The sequence below is a fragment of the Alienimonas chondri genome (genome assembly GCF_013036045.1).
Classification (GTDB): Bacteria; Planctomycetota; Planctomycetia; order Planctomycetales; family Planctomycetaceae; genus Alienimonas; species Alienimonas chondri.
The window spans coordinates 1-5,373 of the sequence record NZ_WTPX01000229.1; the positions used below are offsets into that span (position 1 = coordinate 1).

A 5,373-nucleotide genomic window follows, 5' to 3' on the forward strand; every position below is an offset into this window, starting at 1 on the left:
GCCCGGTTCGCCCCCGCGCCCGAGGACCGCGCCGCCCTCGCCGGCGCGGTTCCGAACCCGTGCGCGATGCGGCCGAAGACGGGACGCCCCGGCGTGTGGGAGGTCGATCGGAACGCCGGTCGGGCCGCGGCGGATCTCGCCGCCCGGCAAACGCTGTGGGAACTGTTCGCCCCGCCCCCGGCCCCGTTGGTGCCGGCGCCGGAGCGTGATACGCCGCATGAAGCCGAGGCACGCCCTGCCGAACCGATCGACCGGCTCCTCGCTCGCTTGCGGGCGCACGCGGCGGTCCTGCACGGGCCGGCGGCCCTCGCGGCCGCGGTGGAGGAAGCACTGACTGTCCCGGGCGGCCCGTCCGCGGAGACGAACCGGCGGGCGATCCATGCGTTCTGCGACGCCGCCGGCGGATCGCTCGATCCCGCGGCGCTGCTTTCGTTCGCCCCCTTCTGGATGCGGGAACCGGCCGCGTTCATCCCGCCCGAGGACTTGGCCGATCCGTTGGCGCTCGGGCCGATGGTCGTGAACCACCTGTTCGGTCGTTACGCGATCCCGATCGTGCTGGCGCCGGCGTTCGCATCGGCGCCGGAGGAGGGCGACGACGCAACGAAGTGGATGCGGTGGGCGGTCGCCCTGGGCGGGGGCGCCGGGCTGCGAAAGGCGGGGCGGGCGCTGGGGCCGACCTTCGGCTGGGAGGCGCCGGGCCGGTTCCAGTCACATTTTGAACGGGAGGGCGCCCGGCTCGGCCGCTTCCCCGGCGGTCCGCTGGCAGCGGCGATTCGGGCGGAAACGTCTCGCGTCGGGGGCGATGAGATCGTCGCCCGCCGGCTGCTCGGCGTCCGGTTCTATCGCCTCGATCCGACGGCGCTCCCCGCGGACGACGCCGCGAAGGCGAAGCGGGCGTTCTGGACCGCGGCGGTCGGCTGGCTGGCGACCCGCGGCGCCGAACTGACCGATCCCGACGCCCGCGACGTGCTGGCGTGGGCCGCGGAGCGATTTGAGCGTGTCGGGTTCGCCGGGCTCCCTTGCGCGAAGGCCGGCGGGTTCGTCTGGCGGGGCCGTTCCGCGAAGGGAGCGCTCGCCGCGGTGCGGCAGGAGGCCGAGCGGAAGGCGGCCGCCGTGGCCGCTCAACGCGAGCGGGAACGCCTCGCCCGCGCGGCGGCGGAGCGGTTAGACCGCCAGAACCGCCGCGCGCTGCGCCGCGAGGCCGAACGGATCGCTCAGCAGCAGCGTCGCACGGCGCCCGCTCCGGCGCTTCCGGGCAAGTGGGAGCCGCACGGTTGGGACTGGGAATGGAAGTGCCATGGCTCGCGGTGGCGGTTCATCGAACGGACCACCGCCCGCGCCCTCGTCGCCGAAGGGCGGGCGCTGAAGCACTGTGCGGGTTCCTATGTCGGCCGCTGCGGCGCCGGCCTGAGCGCCGTCTACAGCCTGACGCTCAACGGGGCGCCGCGGCTGACGATCGAGATTCGACCGGACACCGGCCGCGTGGTGCAGGTCCGCGGCGCCGACAACCGCCCGCCGACGCCGGAGGAAGCGATCGTGGTGGAACGCTGGCATCGCCGCTGCCGACGCCGCCGCCGGCACGGGTGAGGGTGATGAACGCAGCGTCCCGGACGCTTGTCGCGTCCGGGACGCTCGATCGGTTCGCAAACGGCCCCGCCGCCGAGCATCGACGCCGGTTGATCCGGGACGGCCGTCACGGTGGACTGACGCCGTCCCGCTCCCCCCGACCGTCGCCATGCCCGCCGCTCAGCTGTTTCTGGAGGGACACCCGCTCGTCCCGGCCTTCAATTTCGGCTGCCTGCGATTCGAGGGCGCCGACCGTTTGGAGTTGGAGGACGGATTCTGGTCGATCGAGGACGCGGAAGCCTCGCTACGGCTGTCCGCCTCCTACCCGCCGGACTCTCCCTGGCGGGGAAATGCGCTGGTCGTATTCTATCTCTACCGTTTTCCGAAGGGGGAAGCGGAGTATCGAGAGACGGTCGGCCGATTTCGCGAGAATGAGAAGGCGAAGGTCCGCGTGCCGGGCGTCGGGGCGTTCGCCGACGACGTATTACAACCCTTCGATCTACCGGACGGCTGGGCGCACGATCGCTTCGCCCGCAGCGGTCGGGACCTCTTTCACCTCTATGAATCGTCGGAGCTGGGGCTGATGATTCGCTGGAGTTATCAGGGCGGGGACGCCTCGGATCATCCGCTGTTGCGGGGCGTCGAACCGACGGTCTCGCTGATTCCGAATCAATGGGCGACCGACCCGCCGCCGCAACGTTCCGATCCGTTCGCCGCGGCGGAGGACGAGGATGACGACGGCGCCGAGGACGACGACTTCGTCCCCGCAATCGACCTGCGGGCCGAGGCGGAGGCGTTTCGAGCCTTCCTGAAGAAACGCCTCGCGGAGTTCGACCCGCAAAACAACTACGGCCCCGGCGGCGAGGGACCGATCACGCTGACGACCGTCGGGGCCGACACCGGTCAGGGCGGCTGGATCGCGGTCGTGTTCGATACCCGTCCCGGCGCCGAACCCGACGGCGAATACACGCTGTTTCTCGACGAAGGCACGATGCTGTACCGCCCGCACTGGACGGACTGCTGCGACCATCTCTTCGAGCAGGAGGAAGCCGGCGTGGAGGACGGCGGGATCGCCGTGACGGAACTCGACGGCACGATCACGACGCAGACCGAGATCGACGCCCTCGGCGAGCAGATCGGCCGCGTCTTGGCGATCGTCGTCGCCGAAGAACGAAAGACCCTGCCGGCAGGCGTTCCCAACGACGACAAGACCTGGAGCGTCGAGGACTTCGACGGCGGCTGGGCCTACTTCGGCCCGTACGGCGACACGCTTTAATTCACTCTAAATCGAGAACCGTTCAACGAGACGTTCCAACGCCTCATCCCGCGCCGTCGCCCGCGGTTCCGATCGCTGTCGAGGCGGGGCGTCGCGGGGGGAAGCAGCGGAAGGCATCAACGTTCGGTTATCCTCGCCCCGAACACCTCTCACCCGCACCGCTCGCCCCGATGATCGCCGCTCCGCTCGCCCTGTTGCTGTGTTCGTTCGCCCCCGCTCCGCCTCAAGATGCGGCGGCGGCGGAGGAGGTCACGTTGGTCACGTTCGACCCCTGGCAGGCGAACATCGACCGATTTGAATCTTCCGTCAGAAAACTCGGCGAGCGGGACCGTAAACTCTACGAAGCCGGCGGCCCGCCGGAGGGGGCGGTGCTGCTGGCGGGGTCGTCGTCGGTGCGACTGTGGATGGAAGGCGACGTGGAGGAAGAGATGGCTCCGCTGCCGGTGGTGGCTCGGGGCTACGGCGGGGCGCGGTTCAGCGACTTCGCCTATTACGCCGATCAACTGTTCGCCCCGCATCTCACGCCCGGCGAGCCGGGGGCACCGGTCTCCGCGATCGCTCTGTTCGTGGCGAACGACATCACCGGCGGGGCCGAAGCCAAACCGGGCGATCAAACGCCCGAGGGCGCCGCGGCCTTCGTGCGGCACGCGATCGCCGTCGCCCACAAGATGGACGCCGACGTGCCGGTGGCGTTGATCTCCGTCACGCCGACGCCCTCCCGCTGGGCTGCCTGGCCGCGAATCGCGGCCTTCAACGCGGAGATGAAACGACTCGCCGACGCGGACGACAAAGTTTATTTTATCGACGCCACCGCCGCCTATCTGAAGGAAGACGGCACGCCGAACGAAGCGCTGTTCCGCAACGATATGCTGCACCAGAACGACGCCGGCTACGCGGTCTGGGCGAAGCTGCTGAAAAGCGAACTGACGAAGATCCTGTCTGAAAAGGGGTAACCCGACGGCAGCCCGAGGCGCAAGCATCGGCCGAGCGACGTTCGTAGGCTCACCCGGCCTCGGCTTGCGCCTCGGGCTGGCGATCCGTTTACTTCGCCTCGATACGGTTCGGCGAGTCGGCGAGTTCACGATTCAAGAGGTCGACCAGTTGCCGCAGGCGACCGGCGCTGCGGCGGTTGAAGTCGAGGCTCAGGCGGGGCAGTTCGGCGAGGTGCTCGTCGTCCGCTTCGTGCTCGTGGGCGCCGCAGCAGGTAATCGAACCGCTGGCGCACAGGTCGTTGAATTCGTCGTTAATGCGTTCCAGCAGCTGATCGTCCGGGGCGACGTGCAACCGCAGCACGAGCTGCCCCCGGACGTACCGCATCGAGTTATAGACCGCGTAGAAGTCGAGAATCTCGTCGACCGCCTCCTCGATATTCGTGGTAATCTTGTACAGGGAGGTGTCCTCGGGGGAGATCAGCCCCTTCTCCAGCAATTCGTCGTTGACGAACTGCTGCCAGTGTCCCCAATAATTGCCGCCCGGCTCGTCCACCCAAACCAGCGGCATCAGATCCCGCTTGCCGGTCTGCACCAACGTGAGCGTCTCGAACGCTTCGTCCTGCGTGCCGAAGCCGCCGGGGAAGGTGGCGACGCCGTGAACCTCCTTCACGAACAGTAATTTGCGGGTGAAGAAGTATTTCAGGTTCGCCAGCTTGGGGTCGCCGTCGATAATGCGGTTCGCGCTCTGCTCGAACGGCAACAGGATATTGACTCCCATGCTCATCTCGCGGCCGGCGCCGACGTGGGCGGCCTCCATAATGCCGCCGCCGGCGCCGGTCAGCGACATCCACCCTTCCTCGGCCATGCGACGACCGAACTTCTCCGCATGGGCGTATTCCGGGGCGGTCTCCGCGGTGCGGGCGCTGCCGAACACCGTCACCTTCCGCTGCTTGCGGTAAGGGGTGAACATTTTAAAGGCGTAGCGCAACTCCTTCAGCGCGCGTTCCAGAATCTTGAGATCGCCCCGCGTCGCCCCGTCGGCGAGCAGTTTGTCGGCGGTCCGCTTAATGGATTCGACCAGCTCGCTTTGCTGGGCGAAGATATGGTCCGGGACGGCCTCGTCCGGCTCCAGCGGCAGCGGTTCGCTCTCCGCATCGTCTGCCCGGCCGCGGCGCCGCCGGACCGGCCCCTTGGACCGGGGGCGCTCCCCCCGGGGATGCTCTGCCCGGGGATGCTCAGGCCGGGGGGAATCGGCGGTTGAAGAATCCGACTCCGGGGAGTCGGACTGGGGCGGGCGGTTGGAATCGGTCATCGCGGGGACTCCTGTTCGACGCGATCGGAAACAGATCGGGACGGCAGCCTAGTCGCCGGGGGTCGCAGCGACGACCGCGGGTCCGTCCTTCATCAAGTTCTCAGGGACGGGTTGGTCTCCGGGCCGGGTTCGCCCCGCCGATCAGGCGGCGTCCGGCGTGAGGCGTTCCGCGGGACCGATCAGCAGCATCTCGCCGCCGGCGGGCCAGTCGATCAGCAGGTCGCCGCCGCGGGTCGCGACCGTCACGCGGCGGACGCACCGCCGCACCGCGATCGCCGCGTGACGGT

4 protein-coding genes are annotated in these 5,373 nt (G+C 69.0%); 3 read left to right on the top strand and 1 reads right to left on the bottom strand.

Annotation, left to right across the window (positions count from 1 at the left end; all coding sequences use genetic code 11):
• From LzC2_RS20065 to LzC2_RS20075, 3 genes are all read left to right on the top strand, one after another.
• Positions 1-1,587: PcfJ domain-containing protein (locus tag LzC2_RS20065; protein WP_206678825.1), on the top strand; the 1,587-nt coding region annotated here is incomplete at its 5' end.
• 148 nt (positions 1,588-1,735) lie between these two features.
• Positions 1,736-2,842, top strand: a complete 1,107-nt coding sequence (locus LzC2_RS20070) for a hypothetical protein (protein ID WP_171189812.1) — start codon at positions 1,736-1,738, stop codon at positions 2,840-2,842.
• Between the two features lie 170 nt (positions 2,843-3,012).
• Positions 3,013-3,795: a GDSL-type esterase/lipase family protein gene (locus LzC2_RS20075; protein ID WP_171189813.1), complete on the top strand. Its 783-nt coding sequence runs from the start codon at positions 3,013-3,015 to the stop codon at positions 3,793-3,795.
• 88 nt (positions 3,796-3,883) lie between these two features.
• Here LzC2_RS20075 and LzC2_RS20080 read toward each other — a convergent pair whose 3' ends face one another.
• The gene (locus LzC2_RS20080) at positions 3,884-5,086 is read right to left on the bottom strand and encodes an LOG family protein (RefSeq protein ID WP_171189814.1); all 1,203 of its coding nucleotides are present in this window, start codon (positions 5,084-5,086) and stop codon (positions 3,884-3,886) included.
• Positions 5,087-5,373: the final 287 nt, after the last annotated feature.